Origin of the sequence: Sulfitobacter sp. F26169L (assembly GCF_026410285.1) — a bacterium.
In the GTDB taxonomy this organism is placed as follows: domain Bacteria; phylum Pseudomonadota; class Alphaproteobacteria; order Rhodobacterales; family Rhodobacteraceae; genus Sulfitobacter.
On the sequence record NZ_JAPMLP010000002.1, the window covers coordinates 52,175 to 70,972 of the forward strand.

The window sequence follows — 18,798 nt, forward strand, 5'->3', positions numbered from 1 at the left end:
GTCGCCCCCGGAAAGGGGCGACAACTCAGACGGTTAATCGGCAACCACACCTTCGGGTTTACCGACAACAACAAAATGCAATCCGTCAGGGTCCAGCAGTTCACCCGCCACACGTTGCACATCCTCCAGCGTCACGCGTTCTACCCGTTCATTGCGGGTTTTGACGTATTCAGGGCTTAGGCCAATCGTCTGCATTCCGACCAGAATACCGGCAATTGTACCATTTCCGTCAAAGCGCAGCGGGTAGGCACCTGTCAGATAAGTCTTGGCGTCCTCCAATTCTTTTGCGCTGACGCTTTCTTCTGCTGCAAGCCGCCATTGATCCTTGATCACACTGATCGCTTCGCCGATCCGGTCATTGGCAGAACTAACAGACCCCATGTAGGCATTAGCCAGATCACGCGGGAAAAGGTAGGAATAGACGCCGTAGGTAAGGCCCCGCTTTTCGCGCACTTCCTGCATCAGACGGCTTTCGAATGATCCACCGCCCAGAATCTGGTTCAGCAGAACAGCGGCGAAATAGTCGTCATCATCGACCGCGATACCACGCTGGCCGAACAGGGCAACCGATTGCGGTGTATCAAAATCAACCACCGTAATTCCGCCCTCGATCTGCGGTTCCACTTTGGGCGGCATGGGCGCGCCGCTTTGCGGCAACCCGCCAAGCAACGTGTCGAGCAACGTGCCGAGCTGCTCGGGCGTGATATCACCGACCGCCCCTACCAGCACACGGTCACGGACCAACGTGTTGCGGTGTGCCTCGACCAAATCGTCACGGGTCAGGGACGCAACGCTTTCGGTCGTGCCTGACTCAACCGTGCCATAAGGATGGTTACCATAGGCCATCTTTGCAAATGTTTTAGCCGCAATTTCATTTGGGTCTTTGGCATCAAATGCCAGACCGGACAGAACCTGCGCACGCACCCGCTCGATATCGGCGTCGTCAAAACGCGGCTTCTGCAGCGCATCGCGCAGCAGCGCTACGGATTCATTAAAGTTTTCGGTCAGAAACCGTGCCGATACTGTAACTGCTTCGGGGTCGGAGCCGAACCCGAAGCTGGTTGCAAGCGTTTCCGTGGCGCGGGCAAATTCGCGTGCATCCAGCCCACCCGATCCCTCTTCCAGCAAACCGGTCATGAGGTTTACCGCACCTCGTTTTCCCTCAACGTCTAGCGACGTGCCGCCCAGAAACGCGATTTCGAGCGCTACAAACGGCAGCGAATGTTCTTCCACCAGCCACGCTGTAACACCGCCGTCAGACGTGACCGTCTGTATATCAACCTCGGCATAGGCCGGCATTGCCACGGCGGCGCCCAGAAACAGGGCAGTTGCAAAACGGATCATTGTGTTTCTCCTTCGGGGCGCATCAACCAGCCGGTCACCGAAGCCTCGCGGCGCAGCAAAGATGCGGCTTTCATGATATCTTCGGCTGTGACAGCATCCAGAATTTCCGGCCAAGCCTGAACATCCTCGATCGTCAGGCCGGATGTCAGGGCGCGGCCATATCTGTTGGCAATGCCATCCACATTGTCTTGCGCATAAATCTCGGCGGCGCGGATCTGTAGCTTGATCCGCTCCAGCTGCTCTGCATCTACACCCTTTTCAAGGAAATCGGCTATCGCCTGATCCAGTGCGGCCTCCCCCTCGGAGAGGGTTACGCCGTCTGACGGAACAATGATCATCCTGAATGTGGTGTCATCCAGCGATACGCCGGAATACCACGCAGTAGAATATGTTACCGTCTGTGTGTCGAACTGAAGCTTTTCCGCGAAATAGGAGGTTGATCCACCGCCGAGAATTTCAGCAAGGATGGTAAGGGCCGCTGCGGTTTCCTGCGCGCCGCTGTCGCGTTCGGGGACCAGATAACTGCGCGAGACATAGGGCTGGGCCACGCGCGCATCGCGGAATATCACGCGGCGTTCTGCGTTCTGGCGCGGTTCTTCTGTGCGCAACCGCTCTGGCAAATCCGGATTCGCAGGGATCGGGCCGTAATGTTTTTCGGCCAGTGTGCGCACCTCTTCCGGTGTCACGTCCCCCGATACAACCAGCACGGTATTGTTAGGCGAATAATACAATTCATAAAAGCCGAGCGCGTCTTCCAGATCAAGCTGCTCCATCTCGTGCATCCATCCGATCACGGGCGTGCCGTAGCGGTGGTTGAGGTACTGGGCCGCACTTACCTGCTCTGCGAACAGGGCTTGCGGATTGTTTTCCGTGCGCTGGTTACGCTCTTCGATAATCACGTTCCGTTCGGTTGCGATGTTTTCCGGCGTGAGGCGGATATTCTTCATCCGGTCCGCTTCCATCTTCATCATCAGGTCCAGACGATCCGCGGCGATGCGCTGGTAATATGCGGTATAATCATAGCTGGTGAAGGCGTTATCGCGCCCGCCATTCGCGGCCACGGTAGCCGATAGTTCACCCGCTTCCAGTTCATCAGTCGCCTTGAACAGCAGATGTTCAAGAAAATGCGCCACACCTGAGGAGCCTTTCGGCTCGTCCGCCGAGCCTGCCCGATACCAAAGCATATGCTGTACAACCGGCGCGCGGTGATCTTCCACCACAACGACCTGCATGCCGTTATCAAGGTTGAAATCGGTGACTTTACCACTCGTTTCCGCCAGCAAGGCAGTCGGCAGAAGCATTACGGACAGCAACGCGGTTCGGGCGTATCGCAACATCAAGAGGTTCCTTTTCGGTCGGTCAAGGGGCGCATGTGACATAGGTACGCCCACCGCGCGCAGGTTCAAGCAGCGCGGCGCATTATCACAGATATGTAATGAAGTATCAGGGTGCAGGCGGAGCGGATGGCGTGCGCGCACCAGCGTTGCGCCAGCGGTTCTGTTCGGCCTGCGCGTTCAGCGCTTCACGGCGGTAGGCCTGATTATAGCGGTCTACAGGGACGATACGGAACTGGGTAAACCGCGCCTTGCGTTTGCGGAATTTGGCATCCGTCTGGGCAAGGTTCTCGCGTATGTCAGGGCTGACGCCCAGACGGCTGGTATGGCGCACCAATGCACCGTCAGTCGCAGGGACCGGCGCATTCGGATCACCCAACTGGCCGCCAAAGGCCTGCGCCCCTTCGGCAAGCGCCGAGCGGTCAACGCGGTTGCTACCGCCGGGGGTCGGCGTGGGCAGATCCCGGTAGCTGTCGGGCCTTTGCAACTCGCCAACAGGCTGGATGCCAAATTCATCCGGTCCTTTGGATGTGCTCTGCAAATCCCGCAGGCCCACGTTGGCACATCCCGCGACCAGCACAGGCAGTACAAACAACAAAGCAAATTTCCGCATCAAAGGCCTCCAGACCGTCGTTGCCCCTTCAATATCGCAACCTGTACCGCAATGTCACCCAGCTTTTTTCGCGCGAGGTTTGCGCGGCTTTTTCCTGCCGTCTCCTTTGGGGGCCTTATCGTTCCCGTCCGCGAAAAAGATCAAGCCCAGCGCCCCTACGAATATGAAGATATCGGCGATGTTGAAAACAAAGGGATTATTGAGGCCACAGCAGGACATATTAAGAAAATCAAGCACATAGCCGTAGATCAGACGGTCAACGACATTTGCAAGTGCGCCGCCGATCAACAGGCCCGCACTCACCTGCGCGATGGCTGTGGTTGCGTTTTTGCGCGCCCAGAACAGGACTGCCACGCAAATTACAATCGCAAGGGTGATCAGAAACCAGCGGCTTGCCTCTGATCCGCCACCAAACAGGCCGAAGTTGATGCCGCGATTTTCACCGTAGCGGAAATTTATCAGCGGCGGCAAAACGTCGATGCTGCGGATGCGCGCCAGTTCCATCATGTGGATCACAATGTATTTGCTGATCTGGTCGAGCGTGAAAGCACAGAAACCAGCCCAAAAGATCATCCGCATCGGAAAACCGCTCCTGTTTTAGTGGCGGAAATGGCGCATGCCGGTGAACACCATCGCCAGACCGGCCTCGTCCGCGGCCGCGATGACCTCGTCATCGCGCATGGAGCCGCCCGGCTGGATGAGTGCGGTTGCACCGGCTTCGGCGGCGGTCACCAGACCATCCGCAAAGGGGAAAAACGCATCAGACGCGACAACAGAACCATGCGTGAGAGGGTTGGGAAGGCCCATCGCCTCGGCCATATCAACCGCTTTACGCGCAGCGATGCGCGTGCTGTCAACGCGGCTCATCTGGCCGGCGCCCACGCCGACGGTTGCACCGTCTTTGACGTAGATGATCGCGTTTGATTTGACGTGTTTCGCCACCGTCCAAGCAAACAGCATATCGGCCAGTTCACGGTCTGTCGGCTGGCGCTTGGTGACGACTTTCAGATCACCCAATTCAATCCGCCCCACGTCACGGTCCTGCACCAGCCAGCCACCGGACACTTGGCGCGGCGCAAGGCGCGCGGCGGTCGGGTCGGCCAATCCACCTGTGGTCAGCAAGCGGAGGTTCTTCTTGGCGGCAAAAATCTTGATCGCATCAGCGTCGGCATCCGGCGCAATGACCACTTCGGTGAAAATGCCTGTAATTGCTTCGGCGGTTTCGGCATCCAGCGTTTGGTTCAACGCAATGATGCCGCCAAAAGCGCTGGTGCGGTCACAATTAAACGCACGGGCGTAGGCCTCGGCCATTGTTGCACCGGTTGCCACGCCGCAAGGGTTCGCATGTTTGATGATCGCTACAGCCGGTCCGTTCGCGGGATCAAACTCCGACACCAGTTCGAATGCGGCATCCGTGTCATTGATGTTGTTATAGCTAAGCTCTTTACCTTGGTGCTGTTTGGCCGTGGCCACACCAGCGCGCGATGATCCATCCGTGTAAAAGGCCGCCTGCTGGTGGGGGTTTTCACCATACCGCAAAGTTTGCGTCAGCGTTCCGCCAAAGGTGCGGCGGCGCGGGGTGCCCCCCACGGCGTCCGCCATCCACGTGCTGACCGCCGTGTCATAGGCCGCTGTGCGCGCATAGGCCGTTTGGGCTAGCCGCTGGCGCAGGGCATATGTTGTTTGGCCATCGTTTGCTTTTAACTCGTCCAGAAACGGCGCGTAGTCCTCTACATCCACGATAACACTGACGAAACCATGGTTCTTCGCGGCAGAACGGATCATCGCGGGGCCACCGATGTCGATATTTTCGATCACTTCGGCATATCCCGCACCTTTGGCAACTGTTTCTTCAAACGGGTAGAGGTTGACTACAACCAGATCGATTGCGCCGATCCCGTGCTCCTCCATTGAGGCCACATGCCCCGCGTCGTCACGCAGCGCCAGCAAGCCGCCATGCACCACGGGATGCAGCGTTTTCACGCGGCCATCCATCATCTCGGGAAAGCCTGTAACGTCGGATACGTCTTTCACCTCGAGCCCCGCCTCGCGCAGTGCCTTTGCTGTACCCCCCGTCGAAAGCAGTTCAACCCCCCGGTCAGCAAGCGCCCGACCAAAATCAACCAATCCGGTTTTGTCGGAAACAGAAAGAAGGGCGCGTTTAACAGGGTAGAGATCAGCCATGGCAGGGCTCCTTTGGTCAGTCTTGGTCGAGATACGGATCATCCCGTTCTAAATCACGCACGCCAATCGCAGTTTCCTGCGCCTTCGACAAGGACCAGCGCACCCGTGTCGCGGGATTTATCGCGCGGCCCGTCAAAATAATCTGCTGTGCCGCGCGCGGCTTCAGGCGTGTTGTTTCCAGATATGCGCCGGGTTCCAGCGTAAGTTCGGTTGTGCCGTCATGGCGAAACACCCAGATTTCACCCGACTTCAGAGCCATGGAAACAGCAGCGCCGCCCAGATCAAGCGTTGCGTCAACTTCGGGGTGCAAATGAAAGCGGATTTCAAATCGCAGGCCTTTTAGCTTTGTTTTGTCCAGGGCACGGTCAAACCGGCGCTTTTCCGCATCCTCTAACGCCAGCAGCATATCCTCGCCCGCGACAGCGCGGCCATCATGGGTCAGCTCGATTGTACGTGCATGGGTCAAACCATGGGTCAGAACGTAGCCGTCATGCCCGCCCTGAAATTTCATCCCGTCACTTACCGGTGTAATTTCAACAGGCACATGTGTCGGCGCATCAATCAGCGCCTCGACACCTGTGCGGCGGTCTGCGGTGTCCAGACGTGCGCTGGAATATCCGCCAAGGCTGAGCGCTGAATGTGACGGTGTGGCCCGACCCGCGCGCCGCCAGTCCAATCCGAATGATGCCCCGGAGCCGCAATTCACAATCAAGGGCCGTCGCCCCGAGGTAAGCTCAAACGCGAGTGTTGACGCATGGGCATTTGCAGAAGCGGCCCCCTGTGGTGGCGGGCTAGCATCAATAATTACGCTGGTGCGCCCCGCCGAAAGGCGTGCATATCCCATCGACAACCCCTCTGGCTGCGTGGTGCGCACACCGGATGCTGCAAGCGCGTGATCCAGCCACCCCTCCGCACCGCGCCCGCCGCCATGAAAACGGGCAAGGCCACCGTCCGTGTGACGCAAGGTGCGTAACGTTGGTGCAATCCGCTCGATCGCGGCAAGATGGGGTTGCGGCGTACCACGCCCCGCATCTGACAGGGCTGCTGCGGCCCACGTCAGCAGCGTGAAAACGTCCAGCAATTCTTCCGGGTTTCGCGTCGGCAGGCCGCCCTGGGCGTCAATCTGCGTTTCACATTCATGCGCCAGCGCTTTAATTGCCGGATCGGCAAGGCTCTCCAACCCCTCCAGCGACAAACCGGCATAGATCAATCCCGTCAACGCCTCAAAACGCGCCAGTCCGGGGGCCGCAGCATGCCACCGCTTTGACAAGAACCGGGTCTGCTGCATCAACGAGCGGAAAAAAGCTTCGCTGTCGGGCGCGTTTTCACCTCCGCCGTGCAACACGAACAGCGCATGGTTGATCCAGCGGATCAATCGGCGGCCTGTCAGGTCCGGCGTCCAGCCTTCACCACGGCCACTCCCAAAAAGCTCTATCCATTGCCACAACCAGCGCTGCGCGGCGCGCCGCGATGGCAAATCTCCGACAGCGGCAAGATCGTCTAGCCACGCAAATCCATGAAGCGCTTGCGAAAAGGCAGTGTCGGGTGCTTCAAGCTCCCACGGGGATTTGTCGGGTGCGGTAATGAGACTGCCCGCGAACAGAAAGTTTCCTGCGGCGAGTTGCCGGCCTCGCGCAAATGATCCGATTGTTCGCGGTTCGGGGGATGAAACAAAGCCCCGCGCATGGCCACGCATCCGCGCCGCCGCCCGGGCGTGCCATTGGTTTAACAAACGCGTGCGATGCGCGCGTAATTGAGGAAACTGGATCATGTGCTCTGCCTATACGCTCTGATGGCGTTTCGGATAGCTTAACCCGCACTGTGGGGGGGTGTCACCGTTTTTCCGGCACATTACCGCCCAAAGCTGTAGATCAGCAGCACGAACACCCTTCCCGGGCGCAGGCAATCAGGCCTGTTTGCGCAAGCAAGCGATATAAAAACCATCCATACCGCCCTGCTCCGCCCAGAAATCGGGGCGCAGCCGCAGACCACCTTCAGAGGATACCCACGCCGGATCGATACCGGGCAGGTCGAGCGCTGCGCTGTCCACAGACATATCCGGATGCCGCTCTAGCGCATCGTCAATCTGGACCTCGCCTTCGTCGGGCAGCAGGCTGCAGGTGCAAAACACCATCCGGCCACCGGGTTTCAACAGCGACCATGCATGGTCCAGCAGTTCTTCCTGCAATTCGATCAGCGCACCGAAATCGGAGCCGTCTTTGGCATGTGGCAGATCGGGGTGACGCCGGATTGTTCCTGTGGCGGAACAGGGGGCGTCCAGCAAAATGGCATCGAACTCGCCCTGAAACTGGCGCGCATCCTTGATAAAGGTTCGGGCGTTCAACCCCGTACGCGCAAGGTTTTCTTTCACCCGCTGCATCCGCGAATGGCTGTCGTCCACCGCGCGCACCTCGGCTCCTGTGGCAGCCAACTGCATCGTCTTCCCCCCCGGTGCGGCACAAAGATCAAGCACCAGTTCACCCGCTTGGGCATTCAGAATTTTTGCTGGCAGGGCAGCGGCAGCATCCTGAACCCACCAATCGCCCTCCGCAAAACCTTCCATAGCTGAAACCTGCCCCCCGCCATGCAAACGCACGGTGCCTGTAGGAAGTAACGTAGCTTCAAGACGTTCAGCCAATGCGGCAGGGTCATCCTTTGCGGTCAGATCGAACGGCGCGCCTTTGAAATGGGCGCTTTCTATTGCCGCGATTGCATCTGCGCCCCATGCATCAACCAACGGACCGCGCAGCCATTTGGGCAAACGCGGGGCGCGCCGTGCACTCCATGCCTCCGGCCCTTCGGCCGCGACCTTGCGCAGCACTGCGTTGACCAGCCCCTTGAGGTGGCCAAGGTGTTTGTCACCCGCCACCACGGACACCATGGCGTTCACCACACCGTGCGCTGCACCGCCTGTACATAATTCCACCGTGCCGACACGCAGCGCGTTCCGAACTGTGAGGGGCGGATACTTATTCAGGTGTTTTTGCAAAATGCGGTCAGCACGTTCCATCCCGCGCAAGGTATCCTGTGCAAGACGCTGGGCGCGTGCACGATCATCGGGTGGCAGCCTGTCCAGCACACCTGCGCCCAAAAGCTCTGACATCAGCTTCCCTTCGCCCAGAATCTGGTCGAGCAGGAAAACAGCGGATTTACGGGCGGATACGCCGGTGTCTGACATGTACTTGGCTTTCTCTTGGCGGTCTGGTGGTTGTCTGGGGCAAGGCGCACGTTATATCAAGAGAGAGTTGAGAAAGGAACGCCCCATGGCCAAGGATCCATCCCCCAAAGAACCACCCGTACCGGACGCCCCTATTCCACCCACACCGGAACCGGAGCCTGATCTGCCTCCTCCTGCCCAGCGCGCACTGGCCGAGGCCGCTGCGCGCCGCGCCGCAGCGCAAGACCTTGATCTGCCGCCGGAATTGGGCGGGCGAAACGGACCAGAGCCGGTACGCTACGGCGATTGGGAAAAAAAGGGCATTGCAATCGATTTCTAGCATCGATTGCCGGAGCCTGGGGCGCAATTACATATTAACCAGACACACCTAGCGCAGAGAGAAATCTGCGCTGTCGCCTGTACCCCGATCAGAGGTAAAGCGGAGTTTTCCGCCCCACGCTCTCACTTCCTGACAATTATATCCCAAATCGTCACCGCCCCAGTTTAATGACCGGCAGAAATAGCCGTTTTTCCAAGTCCAGTTCCCTGTGACATCCCACGCAGCGCCTTTACCGGAAATCGCGCCGTCAAGGCCGACGTTCAATCTTACCAGTGGGCGGGTCAGGGTTTTGCCCTGAATGATGCTTTTAAATTGCGATGCGGTCTCCACCTTTGAAAACTCGGCTAGTGCGGTCGTACCGGACAGTATCGCAAGGCTGGCAACAACAGATATGATCCGTAGCATTTGATCTCTCCTTCGAGGTCGATTGCTATAGATACGTCGCGTTCACGCCGATAGTTTCATAAAAGCGGGTTTTTCCAAGTCTCGCCGGTTTGCCGTACTGTCTATTCCCCAAGCCCCAGCACATCCAGCATATCATACTCTCCGGCTTCCCGGCCCTGCCCCCACAGCGCAGCCTTGAGCGCGCCGCGCGCGAACAATGCACGATCCGATGCAACGTGACGCAAAATGATCCGCTCTCCGGCGCCAGCAAACATCACATCATGTTCACCGACAATGTCACCACCGCGGATCGCTGAAAATCCGATATCTCCGCGCTTGCGCGCGCCTGTAATGCCATCGCGGCCCGAATCACTGACATCGGCAAGGTTCACGCCGCGCCCCTCGGCTGCGGCCTCGCCCAGCATCAACGCAGTGCCTGACGGGGCATCTACTTTTTGATTGTGGTGGGATTCGATAATTTCGATATCAAAATCTTCATCCAATGCCGCAGCCACCTTGCGCGTCAGCAGAGTAAGTAGGTTAACTCCAAGGCTCATATTGCCCGCGCGCACGATCACCGCATTGCGGGCCGGCTCTTTTAGCTGCGCAATCTCGGCCGTGCTCATCCCTGTTGTGCCAATGACGTGTACGATACCGGCTTTTGCTGCCGCTGCCGCAAAGGCCAGTGTCGAAGCGGGTGTTGTGAAATCTATGATCGCCTGGGCATCGGCAATTGCAGTGGCAACATCGTCTGTCACGATGACACCGTTAGCCGTACCGCCCATGGCCCCCCCCAGATCCTGACCGATCCAGTCATGGCCGGAGCGCTCGACAGCGCCGACAAGCTGCATTTTCGGATTTGCCGCGACCTCGCGCGCCAGCATCTGACCCATCCGGCCCGAAATTCCCGTAATGGCAATACCCGTTGTCTGTGTCATGTGCTGTTCTCCGCTTGATCTGTTAACCTGCGGTGTAACGCGCGGTTGCCGCCTTGGCAAAGAAGATCAGACACCTTAGATGATGCGTATGGCAAAGAATAAATCATCCGAGGGCAGAGGCCCAACACAACGGCAACTGCGCGTCGCGGAAACCATCCGTCGCGCGCTTAGCGATGTTCTGGCGCGCGGCGATGTGCATGACCCTGAACTTAACCGCATGTCCATCACGGTCGGAGAGGTTCGCACATCCAACGATTTGAAAGTGGCGACAGCGTATGTCCTGCCTTTGGGTGGTATCGGTCAGGACGATGTTCTGGAATTGCTTGAGCGAAACAAATACGAGTTGCGCAAGCTGGTCGCAAAAAAGCTGACGTTGAAATTTTCACCCGAGCTACGCTTTCAGCTGGACCGCACGTTTGACCAGATGGATGAAACACGGCGTATGCTGGCGCAAGATGTAGTGCGCCGTGACGCCGATGCGCCAGACGCGGCGGACGACGGGACAGTTGAAACGTGATGCGCTGCGCTGCTTTTGCAGCGATTGCGCTGGTTTGGGCGCAAAGCGCGCAGGCGGCTGCCTGCCGTGAAGAGAATTACGAGAGTGTCGAATACGTTATTTGCGACGTCGACCTGACGCAGGACATGCTGCGGCTGTTTCTCTATGATCAAAGCGGCACACGTCCTTACGGCTATTTTACTACGTTGAACACAGCGCTTGAGGAACAGGGATTTGCCCTTGGCTTTGCCATGAATGCAGGCATGTATCACGAAGATCGCGCGCCCGTGGGGCTGTACATCGAAGACGGCAAGATGTCTCAGGACGTGATTACCAGTGCAGGTCCGGGCAACTTTGGCCTGCTGCCGAACGGCGTATTGTGCCTGCGTGACAGGCGCGCCGATGTCATTGAAACACTGCGATATGTCGAACAGCAGCCCGATTGTAACAGCGCCACGCAATCCGGCCCGATGCTGGTGATTGACGGCGAGTTGCACCCCCGGTTTCTTCGCGATTCCACTTCGCGCTACATTCGCAACGGTGTCGGCACTAGCGATGACGGGCGGGTCGCGTCATTTGTGATTTCCAACAATCCGGTGACCTTTCACACCTTCGCCAGCTTTTTTCGGGATCATCTTGGTCTGAATAATGCCTTGTATTTTGACGGCAATGTCTCCCGTCTGCGTGCGCCCGACCTCGGGCGCGATGATATCGGATTTGGCGCGCTCGGCCCTATTGTCGGTGTTGTCGAGGGGCAAATCCCGCCGCCGGAACCTGTGGACGAGACGGTTCCAACGCCAAAAGCAGCCCCTGTTTCGGACGACGACGAATAAGCGACCCCCGTTGCGCCCGTGCGCACAATCTGCAAAACGGCGCGCAAGCATACCGCAATTCCAAAATTACGCTAAGGACAGCACATGGCACGCAAACGCAAAGGGCGCGATATTTCCGGCTGGGTCGTGATCGACAAACCCGCTGGGCCTACCTCTACCGCAGTTGTCAACAAAGTGCGTTGGGCGTTCGATGCGCGCAAGGCTGGGCATGCAGGCACGTTGGACCCTGATGCAACAGGCGTTCTGGCTATTGCCTTGGGCGAAGCGACCAAAACCGTGCCATTTATTACCGACGCACTGAAAGCATATGTCTTCACCGTCCGGCTTGGCGTTGCCACCAACACCGACGATGCAGAGGGCCAGGTTATTGCCACAACCGATCTGCGCCCCGACGATGCCACAATCAAGGAAGCGCTGAATGCATTTGTGGGGGATATCGAACAGGTGCCGCCGCAATTCTCTGCCGTAAAGATAGACGGGGAGCGCGCATACAAGCGCGCCCGTGACGGGGAAACGATGGAAATCGCAGCGCGGCCGCTTTATGTAGATAGCCTTATTATGCTTGAGCGGCCCGATGCAGATCACGTCACGCTGGAGATGGTCTGCGGCAAAGGGGGCTACGTGCGCTCTATCGCGCGGGATCTGGGCGAAACCCTGGGCTGCAAAGGCCACGTGCGTGAATTGCGCCGCACATGGTCAGGCCCGTTTGACGTAGATAACGCCATCACGCTGGCGCAGATTGAGGAAATGGCAAAAACGCCGGAACTTGACGCTTATCTTGGTCCGCTGGAAATGGGCCTGCAAGAATTACCCGAGGTTACCGCCAGCGGTGAAGGGGCTGTCCGGCTGCGCAACGGCAACCCCGGAATGGTTTTTGCAAACGATGTGGAATACGGCGATGAATGCTGGGCCTCGCACGAGGGATCGGCCATCGCCGTGGGCATTTTCAAGGCAGGCGAATTGCATCCCTCCCGCGTCTTTAACAAGCCGGAATAGCGCGCGGATCACGCACATGATTACCCGCACACATATTAAAGGCGACGCGCCCTCCACGGCTGTTTATTCCGATTGCGAGCGGTACCGTTATAGTCTGACTCGCGTCTGGGACGAAGACGCGCCGCGGGTCGCTTTTGTCATGCTGAACCCGTCAACAGCAACGGAAATCCAGAATGATCCGACGATCGAGCGATGCGAACAACGCGCGCGGCGGTTGGGGTTTGGCGGGTTTCGGGCGGTCAACATCTTTGGCCTGCGCGCGACCGATCCGCGCGATATGCGCGCCGCAGAGGACCCCGAAGGCGCTGATAATATGCAAGCTCTTGAAGAAGCCACGAAATGGGCGAACACCGTTATTGCGGCGTGGGGTGTACACGGCGCCCATCGCAATCAGGGGCCAGAGGTGGCGGCCCGTTTGCGCGCCGCAGGGTACCCGCTGTTCCATCTGGGACTGACAAAAGCAGGGCATCCGCGCCATCCGCTCTACCTGCCCTATAGCGCGCAACCTGTACTTTGGTCATAGACCGGATGGCACTTACGGCGCGTTAACCTTGTGTCACGTACAGTTTTGACGATTCGGGGAAAATCTGTGTTTATGACGTATAGACGGGCGCCAAAGTAATAGTGGAACAATCAAGATGTTATGGCTGGCAGGATTAATGGGACTTATGGCCGTGGGTGCGGTGGCTTTCGTCGATCCGCAAACCGTCGCGAATGACGATGAGGATTATATTGATCCGGCGGCGCCGCCACCCACCCCCGACCCAGCCGAAAGCAATATCGTTGCAAGCGCATCACCGCCCCCCGAAGACAATTTCGATACTGAATATGACCCGCGCGGCGGTGATGACGCTGCCCTACTCCCGCCTCTCGATCCATCCGGTGATGACGCGGTCACGCTAGCCGAGGGTTCGGACGGGGATGATAACATTACCGGGGATGACGGAAACGATCGGTTGCGCGGAAACGGCGGGGCCGACGCCCTGAACGGCGGTGCGGGCAATGATGAACTGCGCGGCGATGCCGGTGAAGACACCCTCGCCGGGGACGAGGGACGCGATACATTGCATGGCCACGATGGCGGCGACCTTATGCACGGCGGCGCGGATGACGACATCCTGTTTGGTCACAACGCCGATGATACGCTTTTTGGTGATGCAGGCGCGGATGCACTTCAAGGCTCGGCAGGGAATGATGTTCTGGATGGCGGGGCCGACGATGATACCCTGCACGGCGGTCTGGATAACGACACCCTGACCGGCGGCGCGGGCGCTGACGTATTGTTTGGCGGCTGGGGGAACGATGTGTTGAACGGTCTGATGCGCAACGCCGCAGGCGGTGATGACGACAGCGCCGATTTTCTCAATGGCGGTGGCGGTGATGATAGTATCCTTGCCGGTGCCGGTGATGTGGTCACGTCAGGCGAAGGATCTGACGAAATCGCTCTCGGCGACTGGCTGTCAGGAGGAGAAGCGGTTCAAATCATGGATTACGCAGTCGCCGAGGACAGCATTGTTCTGGTCTGGGACGACACCGCCGAAAATGGCGCAGAACCTTTGATAACCCTATCCGCTGATCCGGACATGGAAAACCAAACACTGGTAAGGATGAACGGTGAAATCATTGCAGTCGTAAACGGCACGAATCTGGAACCTGACGACGTCGCCTTGATACCGCTAAGCACCGCCGCACTGTTTGGTCTGGCGACAGCATAACCCTCCTTAAACGCAGGTGGAAACAGCATTACGCAATAACCCTTTGCTAATCGCTGCGATCCCGCCTATACGCCGACATCGCTTGCGATTCCTCCATGGGCCTGTGCTGGACGACATCCCGGCCTGTGCCATCCCTTTAACCTTTTTACAAGGAGACCCCGATGTCGATTACCAAAGAAGAAAAAACACGTGTAATGAAAGAATTCGGCGCCAAAGAAGGCGATACCGGTTCCCCTGAAGTACAGGTTGCTGTGCTCAGCTCGCGGATTGCGACGCTGACAGAGCACTTCAAAACACACAAAAAAGACAACCATGGCCGTCGTGGTCTGTTGAAAATGGTCGCAACACGCCGGAAGCTTCTGGACTACGTTAAGTCCAAAGACGAAGCACGCTATCAGGACTTGATCAAACGTCTGGGCCTGCGCCGCTAAGCGCAAGTTCTGTCAAGAAAGTTTTCAGGAAAGTCCGGCTAGCTGCAATAGCCTGCTGCGTTCTCCAATGAAACCGCGCCGTTTTTATAGAACGGCGCGGTTTTTTTCATTTTCACGACATTTGGCTTCACAAGGGGTTTTTATTCAAAATGTTGGCACCTTAGGCTAAATCTTCACCTTTTCACCAAAACAATTCATAGCACAGGGAACTCCAACAAACTGGAGGGAACCAATGAGGCCACTATTTATTGTCGGCGCACTATTCGCGACGGTGCTCACAGTCTATTCCGCGCTTTGATACAAATCAGAAGACATTGAAGCCGATATAACTGAGCGATTCACTAATGACCCGGAAAAAGCAATCGCCGAAAGTGTTAACATCGGTGTGGATGCTCGCCAAATACCGCTAAGCGGTGTTGTCGGTGTTTAAGCAACTGAAACCGAGTATCTTGACGTTGCAGATACAACATATGGCGCACTGCAGCCAATTGACGGGCTGACGTTGCTGTCGGGCAATTCCATTTTTTAACGCCGTTAAATCCGTTTCCCGCATTACACTGTCGGGCGCTGTTCTGTCAGAAGCACAGCACGAGGCATGGCTTGCCGCTACGGAAAACAGGGCAGAAGGCGAGGTTGTCGACGCGATGAAGGAAACACCCGACAGCTTTACGTTATCGGGTGCGGCAACCGGCAATGTCGATGAACGCTGCCAAACGCAGACCTTCTCCGGTCGGATCAAGAACCTGACAACAAGAATTGGTGAGCGTGACGCAACCCTTACCAATCTGCAAAAAACCGCGACCGCATCACCGCGCACAGGTGAGCCGGTTACATCCGCGCAAGTCGCTGAAAGCTGTGGCGCGCAGGCTGGCAAGATTCCGGAAAATGCGCAGATCAACTTTTCAAGTGGTACAGCGCGGATCAAACGCGGCTCTGTCGAGACGATGGAACATCTGACAGGCATTGCGCTGGCCTGCGCCGATAGCGGTCTTGCAGTAGCGATTGGCGGGCATACGGCCAGCCAGGGTTCTGACGAAGACAACCAGATGCTCAGCGAAGGCCGCGCCCTGGCCGTTGCCGATTTCATGGAGGAGCGGGGCGTGCCGAAATCAGCGCTTAATCCTGTCGGATTTGGCGAAGCGCAACCTGTTGGTGACAACTCAACCGCCGCAGGGCGCGCGCAAAGCCGCCGGATATCCTTTGAGCGGAATGCACGCTGGGGCGCGTGACAAATGGCAGAACCAAGCGAAGGTTTTGGCCAAAGCCTGACACCTGTTAAGCTATCCACACCGGAGCAGACTGCAACGCCTGCTCTTTTTCTTTGCGCCGCCTGACTTTTCCGCCTAAGCCTTGCCTGAATTATTTTACGGAGGCGACCCCATGTCCAAAACAATCGTCAACAGCTGGAACGAGTGGGATCCGCTCAAGCATGTTATCGTTGGCCGCGCCGATGATTGCCATATTCCGCCAGAAGAACCCGCGCTGGATGCGAAGGTGCCCGAAGACAGCGATATGCGTGGCCAATGGGGCCGCCGCCCACAGGAAACAATTGATCGCGCGAACGAGTTGCTCGATAATTTTGCTTCCATGCTGGAAAAACGTGGCGTCCGCGTGGATCGCCCCACCAGCATTGATCACTCCAAGCCTGTCACGACACCGGATTTCCACACGGAATCGCAGTTCGGCTGCATGCCCCCGCGTGATGTTCTGTTGACCGTTGGCAGCGAGATGCTGGAAGCAACGATGTCTTATCGCTGTCGCTGGTTCGAATATCTAAATTACCGCCCCTTGATGCAGAAGTATTTTGACGAAGACCCCAACTTTCGCCATGAGAGCGCGCCCAAGCCGCGCCTGACGGATGCAGATTATCACCCCGACTATCTGAGCGACAAAATCGGTGACGCCAAGCGCCTTGAATGGGCAGCCAAAAAATTCTTTGTCACCACCGAAGAAGAGCCTCTGTTTGATGCCGCCGATGTTTTGCGCTTTGGCAAGGATCTTGTTGTGCAGCACGGCTTTACAACAAATCTCAAAGGTATCGAGTGGCTGCGCCGTCACTTCCCCGACCACCGCGTACACACAGTCAACTTTCCCGGTGATCCCTACCCCATCCACATCGACGCGACCTTCACGCCGTTGCGCCCGGGATTGATCCTGAACAATCCGCACCGCCGCCTGCCTGAAGAGCAGCGCAAGATGTATAACGATAACGATTGGGAAATTGTCGATGCCGCAAGCCCGGCCCACAACACACCACCGCCATTGTGCTATTCCTCAACATGGCTGAGCATGAATGTGCTGGTGCTGGACCCCAAAACCGTCTGCGTCGAGAAGTCCGAGGTTAATCAGGCCGAGCAGATGGACAAGCTGGGCATGGAGGTGGTCGAAGTCGAGCTCCGTGATGCCTACGCCTTTGGCGGCGGATTGCACTGCTGCACGGCGGATGTGTACCGAGAGGGCAAATGCGAGGATTACTTCCCGAGCCTGAGCAAGTAAGAAAATCTGAAGCGCAGTGATGGCGTGAACTCTTATCCCAAAGGACCATGCCATGACTGACACCCCCGACGTCGCCCAACTTCTCGCCAATGCCCAAGCCGTGGCTGATAACCCGGACGCCGATGTAGCGGAAATCGAGACGATGGTGGTCGAGACCGTTTCGGCCTTCGAGGCGCGCCTGCAACACCACTTTGCCCGCGGCCCGTTTTTTGTGAAACTTCGCAACAAACTGGCGGCGGACGGGCGTACCGACCTCGCCCAGACTGTCTACCACTACTACCTCGCGGCGAATGTGCTGAAACACGGCGGCGGCAAGAGCCTGCGAGAGCTGGAAAAGATCGAGCCCGCCCCGTTCACATTACAGGATGAAGAGGGCAAGGCGTTGGTTGATGTAACAGCAGATAAGTTCTTGGGTGGGCTGGTCGAAGTGCTGAGCGATGCGCACGAAGCTCTGAATATGTCGTGAACAGCTAACCGAAGAAGTCGCGCTCTAGCTCTTCTTTCAGTCAGATACCGATTTCTTTTCCCTAGCGCTCTCGCGGTCTTTTTCGCGGGCCGGCCTTGGCACTTCGCCCTGGCCTGCAGGCCAACCTTCGCGTTGTTTCGCACGATCACCGTCGACTTCTTCGGTCTGGTCATGGAACAGGTGAACCTGCGTTGGATACGGCATATCGATGCCTTCTTGATCCAAGGCTTTGTACACCTCTTGCAGCACGCGCCCGAATGTATGGATCTGGCTTGCACGATCCGATTTGGTCCACCAGCGCAAGCGGACGACATTCGCAAAATCACCGAGTTCGACAGGAATGGTCTCCGGGGCTGGATCACCTATCACCCCCTCGACGCCCGCACAGGCCTCCTCCATAATCTTGCGTGCTGCGTCCCAGTCATCGTTACAGCCGATGCCGATATCGTATTGCGAACGACGCACATCAAACGCTGTGTTCACAACGACGCTGTCTGTGTAGATATCCGAGTTGGGTATGACGACACGGCGCCCATCGTATGTTTTTATTAGCGTTGCACGGGTTTCAATCTTTTCCACCGTTCCCTCGTGCCCGCCAGACACGATCTGATCACCCACTTCAAATGGCTGGCGCAAAAGAATCAGAACACCGGCAAGCATGTTTTGCAGAATATCCTTGAAGGCAAAACCTATTGCAACGGAACTGATGCCCAGGCCGGATATCAAATCACCGGGCGAAATCGTCGGGGCTACAATCGTAACTGCCAGCATGATACCGATGATTGTAACTGTCCAACGTACCAGCGATCCGCCGACATCACCCAAACTGCCACGGCCCCGTGATTTGGCGCTGCGCCGGATCAATGCTCCGATGCCTTTGGCCAAAAACCAGAAGATTATAACGACGACGACTGCCACCGCGAAGTTGGGTAACAGTTTGAACAAACCGTCTAACCACGTGTCAATTTTGTCGAATATAAGCCCGGGGTTTGCGTCGACTTCTTCCATCGGGATTCCTTGTAAAATTTTGGAACCAACCCGTCAAAACAGTGATTGGTTCCGCGATTGCCT

At 57.4% G+C, this 18,798-nt stretch carries 20 protein-coding genes; 10 read left to right on the top strand and 10 right to left on the bottom strand.

From position 1 onward, the window contains the following. Nucleotides 1-33 precede the first annotated feature (33 nt). The 7 genes from OS189_RS04575 to OS189_RS04605 all read right to left on the bottom strand — a co-directional run bounded on the left by OS189_RS04575 (nucleotide 34) and on the right by OS189_RS04605 (nucleotide 8,653). Nucleotides 34-1,344 carry a M16 family metallopeptidase gene (locus OS189_RS04575; protein ID WP_267166112.1) on the bottom strand — a complete coding sequence of 437 codons (1,311 nt, stop codon included), beginning with the start codon at nucleotides 1,342-1,344 and terminating at the stop codon, nucleotides 34-36. Further along, nucleotides 1,341-2,681 (bottom strand): M16 family metallopeptidase, encoded by a 1,341-nt coding sequence (locus OS189_RS04580; RefSeq protein WP_416237452.1) that lies wholly within the window; start codon nucleotides 2,679-2,681, stop codon nucleotides 1,341-1,343. The genes OS189_RS04575 and OS189_RS04580 overlap by 4 nt, the downstream gene beginning before the upstream one ends. 106 nt (nucleotides 2,682-2,787) lie before the next feature. After that, complete coding sequence (locus OS189_RS04585) at nucleotides 2,788-3,291, bottom strand: DUF3035 domain-containing protein (RefSeq protein ID WP_267166113.1); 504 nt, start codon at nucleotides 3,289-3,291, stop codon at nucleotides 2,788-2,790. A gap of 54 nt (nucleotides 3,292-3,345) precedes the next feature. Beyond that, nucleotides 3,346-3,870 (bottom strand): signal peptidase II, encoded by a 525-nt coding sequence (gene lspA / locus OS189_RS04590; protein WP_267166114.1) that lies wholly within the window; start codon nucleotides 3,868-3,870, stop codon nucleotides 3,346-3,348. Between the two features lie 18 nt (nucleotides 3,871-3,888). After that, nucleotides 3,889-5,475 carry a bifunctional phosphoribosylaminoimidazolecarboxamide formyltransferase/IMP cyclohydrolase gene (purH, locus tag OS189_RS04595; RefSeq protein ID WP_267166115.1) on the bottom strand — a complete coding sequence of 529 codons (1,587 nt, stop codon included), beginning with the start codon at nucleotides 5,473-5,475 and terminating at the stop codon, nucleotides 3,889-3,891. A 16-nt stretch (nucleotides 5,476-5,491) separates the two neighbouring features. Continuing rightward, the gene (locus OS189_RS04600) at nucleotides 5,492-7,246 is read right to left on the bottom strand and encodes a heparinase II/III family protein (RefSeq protein WP_267166116.1); all 1,755 of its coding nucleotides are present in this window, start codon (nucleotides 7,244-7,246) and stop codon (nucleotides 5,492-5,494) included. Nucleotides 7,247-7,381: 135 nt separating this feature from the next. Beyond that, nucleotides 7,382-8,653, bottom strand: a complete 1,272-nt coding sequence (locus OS189_RS04605) for an RsmB/NOP family class I SAM-dependent RNA methyltransferase (protein WP_267166117.1) — start codon at nucleotides 8,651-8,653, stop codon at nucleotides 7,382-7,384. A gap of 133 nt (nucleotides 8,654-8,786) precedes the next feature. On the opposite strand from OS189_RS04605, the gene OS189_RS04610 reads away from it, so the two are divergent. Then, entirely contained in the window at nucleotides 8,787-8,972 is a 186-nt protein-coding gene (locus OS189_RS04610; RefSeq protein WP_323380222.1) for a DUF1674 domain-containing protein, read from the top strand. Between the two features lie 48 nt (nucleotides 8,973-9,020). On the opposite strand, the gene OS189_RS04615 is transcribed toward OS189_RS04610, so the two are convergent. Together OS189_RS04615 and dapB are read right to left on the bottom strand one after the other, a co-directional pair. Next, a complete protein-coding gene (locus OS189_RS04615) occupies nucleotides 9,021-9,377 on the bottom strand; it encodes a dihydrodipicolinate reductase (protein WP_267166119.1) in 357 nt (118 codons plus the stop codon). Nucleotides 9,378-9,478: 101 nt separating this feature from the next. Next, nucleotides 9,479-10,294 (bottom strand): 4-hydroxy-tetrahydrodipicolinate reductase, encoded by an 816-nt coding sequence (gene dapB / locus OS189_RS04620; RefSeq protein WP_267166120.1) that lies wholly within the window; start codon nucleotides 10,292-10,294, stop codon nucleotides 9,479-9,481. Between the two features lie 88 nt (nucleotides 10,295-10,382). On the opposite strand from dapB, the gene rbfA reads away from it, so the two are divergent. The 9 genes from rbfA to OS189_RS04665 all read left to right on the top strand — a co-directional run bounded on the left by rbfA (nucleotide 10,383) and on the right by OS189_RS04665 (nucleotide 17,727). Beyond that, entirely contained in the window at nucleotides 10,383-10,811 is a 429-nt protein-coding gene (gene rbfA, locus OS189_RS04625) for a 30S ribosome-binding factor RbfA (protein ID WP_267166121.1), read from the top strand. Continuing rightward, the gene (locus OS189_RS04630) at nucleotides 10,811-11,623 is read left to right on the top strand and encodes a phosphodiester glycosidase family protein (protein WP_267166122.1); all 813 of its coding nucleotides are present in this window, start codon (nucleotides 10,811-10,813) and stop codon (nucleotides 11,621-11,623) included. Before rbfA ends, OS189_RS04630 begins: the two co-directional genes overlap by 1 nt. An 84-nt stretch (nucleotides 11,624-11,707) precedes the next feature. Continuing rightward, nucleotides 11,708-12,619 carry a tRNA pseudouridine(55) synthase TruB gene (gene truB, locus OS189_RS04635; RefSeq protein ID WP_267166123.1) on the top strand — a complete coding sequence of 304 codons (912 nt, stop codon included), beginning with the start codon at nucleotides 11,708-11,710 and terminating at the stop codon, nucleotides 12,617-12,619. A 16-nt stretch (nucleotides 12,620-12,635) separates the two neighbouring features. Then, nucleotides 12,636-13,142 (top strand): DUF1643 domain-containing protein, encoded by a 507-nt coding sequence (locus OS189_RS04640; RefSeq protein WP_267166124.1) that lies wholly within the window; start codon nucleotides 12,636-12,638, stop codon nucleotides 13,140-13,142. Nucleotides 13,143-13,257: 115 nt separating this feature from the next. Beyond that, entirely contained in the window at nucleotides 13,258-14,334 is a 1,077-nt protein-coding gene (locus tag OS189_RS04645) for a calcium-binding protein (RefSeq protein ID WP_267166125.1), read from the top strand. Between the two features lie 161 nt (nucleotides 14,335-14,495). After that, nucleotides 14,496-14,765 (top strand): 30S ribosomal protein S15, encoded by a 270-nt coding sequence (gene rpsO, locus OS189_RS04650; protein ID WP_267166126.1) that lies wholly within the window; start codon nucleotides 14,496-14,498, stop codon nucleotides 14,763-14,765. A 644-nt stretch (nucleotides 14,766-15,409) separates the two neighbouring features. Then, complete coding sequence (locus OS189_RS04655) at nucleotides 15,410-15,994, top strand: OmpA family protein (protein WP_267166127.1); 585 nt, start codon at nucleotides 15,410-15,412, stop codon at nucleotides 15,992-15,994. A gap of 151 nt (nucleotides 15,995-16,145) precedes the next feature. Next, nucleotides 16,146-17,261: a serine/threonine protein kinase gene (locus tag OS189_RS04660; protein WP_267166128.1), complete on the top strand. Its 1,116-nt coding sequence runs from the start codon at nucleotides 16,146-16,148 to the stop codon at nucleotides 17,259-17,261. Nucleotides 17,262-17,313: 52 nt separating this feature from the next. Continuing rightward, nucleotides 17,314-17,727 (top strand): hypothetical protein, encoded by a 414-nt coding sequence (locus OS189_RS04665; RefSeq protein ID WP_267166129.1) that lies wholly within the window; start codon nucleotides 17,314-17,316, stop codon nucleotides 17,725-17,727. Between the two features lie 36 nt (nucleotides 17,728-17,763). Here the strand turns inward: OS189_RS04665 and OS189_RS04670 are convergent, their stop codons facing one another. After that, the gene (locus tag OS189_RS04670; RefSeq protein WP_267166130.1) at nucleotides 17,764-18,735 is read right to left on the bottom strand and encodes a mechanosensitive ion channel family protein; all 972 of its coding nucleotides are present in this window, start codon (nucleotides 18,733-18,735) and stop codon (nucleotides 17,764-17,766) included. Nucleotides 18,736-18,798: the final 63 nt, after the last annotated feature.

Coding starts and splice junctions, on each gene's coding strand:
- OS189_RS04655 (WP_267166127.1), top strand. CDS start 15,410: ATGAAGGAAACACCCGACAGCTTTACGTTATCGGGTGCGGCAACCGGC.
- OS189_RS04660 (WP_267166128.1), top strand. CDS start 16,146: ATGTCCAAAACAATCGTCAACAGCTGGAACGAGTGGGATCCGCTCAAG.
- purH (WP_267166115.1), bottom strand. CDS start 5,475: ATGGCTGATCTCTACCCTGTTAAACGCGCCCTTCTTTCTGTTTCCGAC.
- OS189_RS04600 (WP_267166116.1), bottom strand. CDS start 7,246: ATGATCCAGTTTCCTCAATTACGCGCGCATCGCACGCGTTTGTTAAAC.
- rbfA (WP_267166121.1), top strand. CDS start 10,383: ATGGCAAAGAATAAATCATCCGAGGGCAGAGGCCCAACACAACGGCAA.
- OS189_RS04645 (WP_267166125.1), top strand. CDS start 13,258: ATGTTATGGCTGGCAGGATTAATGGGACTTATGGCCGTGGGTGCGGTG.
- OS189_RS04615 (WP_267166119.1), bottom strand. CDS start 9,377: ATGCTACGGATCATATCTGTTGTTGCCAGCCTTGCGATACTGTCCGGT.
- OS189_RS04670 (WP_267166130.1), bottom strand. CDS start 18,735: ATGGAAGAAGTCGACGCAAACCCCGGGCTTATATTCGACAAAATTGAC.
- OS189_RS04575 (WP_267166112.1), bottom strand. CDS start 1,344: ATGATCCGTTTTGCAACTGCCCTGTTTCTGGGCGCCGCCGTGGCAATG.
- lspA (WP_267166114.1), bottom strand. CDS start 3,870: ATGCGGATGATCTTTTGGGCTGGTTTCTGTGCTTTCACGCTCGACCAG.
- OS189_RS04640 (WP_267166124.1), top strand. CDS start 12,636: ATGATTACCCGCACACATATTAAAGGCGACGCGCCCTCCACGGCTGTT.
- OS189_RS04605 (WP_267166117.1), bottom strand. CDS start 8,653: ATGTCAGACACCGGCGTATCCGCCCGTAAATCCGCTGTTTTCCTGCTC.
- OS189_RS04630 (WP_267166122.1), top strand. CDS start 10,811: ATGCGCTGCGCTGCTTTTGCAGCGATTGCGCTGGTTTGGGCGCAAAGC.
- truB (WP_267166123.1), top strand. CDS start 11,708: ATGGCACGCAAACGCAAAGGGCGCGATATTTCCGGCTGGGTCGTGATC.
- rpsO (WP_267166126.1), top strand. CDS start 14,496: ATGTCGATTACCAAAGAAGAAAAAACACGTGTAATGAAAGAATTCGGC.
- OS189_RS04580 (WP_416237452.1), bottom strand. CDS start 2,681: ATGTTGCGATACGCCCGAACCGCGTTGCTGTCCGTAATGCTTCTGCCG.
- OS189_RS04665 (WP_267166129.1), top strand. CDS start 17,314: ATGACTGACACCCCCGACGTCGCCCAACTTCTCGCCAATGCCCAAGCC.
- dapB (WP_267166120.1), bottom strand. CDS start 10,294: ATGACACAGACAACGGGTATTGCCATTACGGGAATTTCGGGCCGGATG.
- OS189_RS04585 (WP_267166113.1), bottom strand. CDS start 3,291: ATGCGGAAATTTGCTTTGTTGTTTGTACTGCCTGTGCTGGTCGCGGGA.